Origin of the sequence: Streptosporangium sp. NPDC023963 (genome assembly GCF_040639135.1) — a bacterium.
Lineage (GTDB): Bacteria > Actinomycetota > Actinomycetes > Streptosporangiales > Streptosporangiaceae > Streptosporangium.
Genome location: NZ_JBEZZK010000042.1, coordinates 1 through 3,111 on the forward strand (window position 1 = coordinate 1; position 3,111 = coordinate 3,111).

1 protein-coding gene is annotated in these 3,111 nt (G+C 71.4%); it reads right to left on the reverse strand.

Features of this window, described 5'->3' with window-relative positions:
* Nucleotides 1–3,111 (reverse strand): type I polyketide synthase (locus AB0F88_RS44220; RefSeq protein ID WP_362698680.1); only part of this gene is annotated, 3,111 nt, incomplete at both ends.

Sequence of the window (3,111 nt, forward strand, 5' to 3'; positions counted from 1 at the left end):
CTCCAGGCCGACCGCCGCGAGATCGTCGTACAGACCATCGACCGCCACCGGCCGCGCGTCCACCGGCGGCCACTGCGCCAGCTCGAACGCCGCCATCGGCGGTTCGGCGGTGATCAGGCCCTGAGCGTGCTGCGTCCATCCGGTGGCGTCCTGGGAGCGGGAGTGGACGGTCAGCGGGCGTGCTCCCGACTCCTCCACCGCTCCGACGACCACCTGGATCTGGACGCCGCCCTGTGTGGGCACCACCAGCGGCGCCTGGATGGTCAACTCCTGCAGGTAGGAGCACTCGACCTCGTCGCCTGCCCGGATGACCAGCTCGACCAGCGCCGCCCCCGGCACCAGCATCTGGCCACCCACGAGGTGATCGGCCAGCCACGGCTGCGTGGCGGGTGACAGGCGGCCACTGAAGATCACCGACTCGCCGCTGGCGACCTCGGTCACGGCGCTGAACACCGGGTGATCGATCGCGCCCAGTCCGGCAGCGTTCATGTCCCCGGCATCGGTCAGCGCGGGGATCCAGTACCGCTCGTGCTGGAAGGCGTACGTCGGCAGATCGACATGCGCTCTCGGGGCGAGGAACGTCGTCCAGTCCACGGTGACGCCGTGGGTGTGCAACCGGCCCAGCGCTTCGACCAGTGACCGGATCTCGTCGCGGTCCTTGCGCGCGGTCGCGACGAAGGCGCCGTCCTCGACGCTCTGCTGAGCCAGCGCGGTCAGGGTGGTATCCGGGCCGATCTCCACGAACACGTTCGCCTGGCAGGCGACCACCCCGTCGGCGAAGCGCACCGCTTCGCGCACGTGCCGCACCCAGTACGCCGGGTCGGTCAGCAGGCCCGGCTCGGCGGGACGGCCCGTCACGTTGGAGATGATCGGGATGCTCGGCTCGGCGAAGGTCAGGGCGGAGACGATCTGCTCGAATTCGGCGAGCATCGGCTCCATCAGGGGTGAATGGAACGCGTGCGAGACCCGCAGCCGTCGGGTACGGGCACTCACCAAGCCCGCGATCTCCTCCACCGCGGCCTCGCTACCGGAGATCACCACGGCCTGAGGGCCGTTGACCGCGGCGATGCTCACGTCCTGGCGGCCTTCCAACAGGGGAAGGATCTCCGCCTCGGGAGCGGCGATGGCCAGCATCGCCCCGCCTTCCGGCAGCGCCTGCATCAACCGGGCGCGAGCCGTGACCAGGGCACACGCGTCGGGCAGCGAGAGCACCCCGGCCACATGCGCGGCCGCGATCTCCCCGACCGAGTGACCCACCAGCACGTCCGGAGTCACACCGAGCGAGGTGAGCAGCCGGTAGAGGGCGACCTCGAAGGCGAACAGGGCCGGCTGGGTCGTCCCCGTCTCGGCCAGCACCTCGTCAGGATCGGAGAACATCGCCTCGCGCACCGACCCGGGCAGCAGCGCGCAGACCTCTTCCAGCGCCTCGGCGAACACCGGGAACGCCGCCGCGAGCTCACGGCCCATGCCCACCCGCTGGCTGCCCTGACCGGTGAACAGCATCGCCAGCCTGCCGTCTGTCGCCGCGGCTTCCGGTGCCGTCGTACCGTCGGCCAGGGCACGCAGGCCCGCCAGCAGCTCGGCCCGGTCGGCTCCGACCACCGCCGCGCGCTGTTCCAGCACCGCGCGACCGCTCGCCAGCGTCCAGGCGACATCCGCCGGGCTCAGCTCCGGCTGAGCCTCCAGCCACGACGCGAGCTGCCCGGCCTGCGCCCGCAGCGCCTCCGGCGTCTTGGCCGAGAGCAGCCACGGCGTCACCGGCAGCTCAGTGCCGGAAGGCTCCGGCTCCACCACCGGACCCTGCTCGATGATCACGTGCGCGTTCGTGCCGCTGATCCCGAAGGACGAGATGGCCGCGCGGCGGGCGTGCCCGTTCTCCTGCCAGGAAATGGGCTCGGTGAGCAGTTCCACCGCACCGGCCGACCAGTCCACGTGCGGGCTCGGCTCGTCCACGTGCAGGGTCTTGGGGAGGAGTTCGTGGCGGAGAGCCATCACCATCTTGATGACGCCGCCGACACCGGCGGCTGCCTGGGTGTGACCGATGTTGGACTTCAGCGACCCCAGCCACAGCGGCCGGTCCTCGGGACGGTCCTGACCGTACGTGGCCAGGATGGCCTGCGCCTCGATCGGGTCGCCGAGGGTGGTGCCCGTGCCGTGCGCCTCCACGGCGTCGATGTCCGTGGTCGACAGTCCGGCGTTCGCCAGTGCCTGACGGATCACCCGCTGCTGCGCCGGACCGTTCGGGGCGGTGAGACCGTTGCTCGCGCCGTCCTGGTTGATCGCGCTGCCCCGCATGACGGCGAGAATCTGGTGCCCGTTGCGCCGGGCGTCCGAGAGCCGCTCGACGAGCAGCATGCCGACACCCTCGCCCCAGCCGGTGCCGTCGGCCGACGCGGAGAACGCCTTGCAGCGCCCGTCCGCCGACAGGCCACGCTGCCGCGAGAACTCGATGAACATGCCGGGCGTCGACATCACCGTCACACCACCGGCCAGCGCCAGGTCGCACTCACCCGACCGCAACGCCTGGGCCGCCCAGTGCAGCGCCACCAGCGACGACGAGCACGCCGTGTCCACCGTGACCGCCGGACCCTCCAGGCCCAGGGTGTACGACACTCGTCCGGACACCAGGCTTCCACCGCTGGTCGCGGCCGGGGTGCCGAGGCCGTAGTCGTGGTACATCACCCCGGCGAAGACACCCGTACGGCTGCCGCGCAGCCCCACCGGGTCCAGGCCCGCCCGCTCGATCGCCTCCCACGAGGACTCCAGCAGCAACCGCTGCTGCGGATCCATCGCGAGCGCCTCACGCGGGCTGATCCCGAAGAAGCCGGGGTCGAAGTCAGCGGCGTCGTACAGGAACGCGCCGTGTCGCGTGTAGCTCTTCCCCGGTACGCCCGGCTCCGGGCCGTACACCCCTTCCACGTCCCAGCCGCGATCGGACGGGAAGTCGCCCACCGCGTCCCGAGCCTGCGCGACCAGTTCCCACAGACCTTCTGGTGAGGAGACGCCGCCGGGATAGCGGCAGGCCATGCCCACGATCGCGATCGGCTCGTCGGCCACCGAGACATCGGCCACGACCGCCTGCGAGACCTGACCACCGGCCAGCTCCCCTGC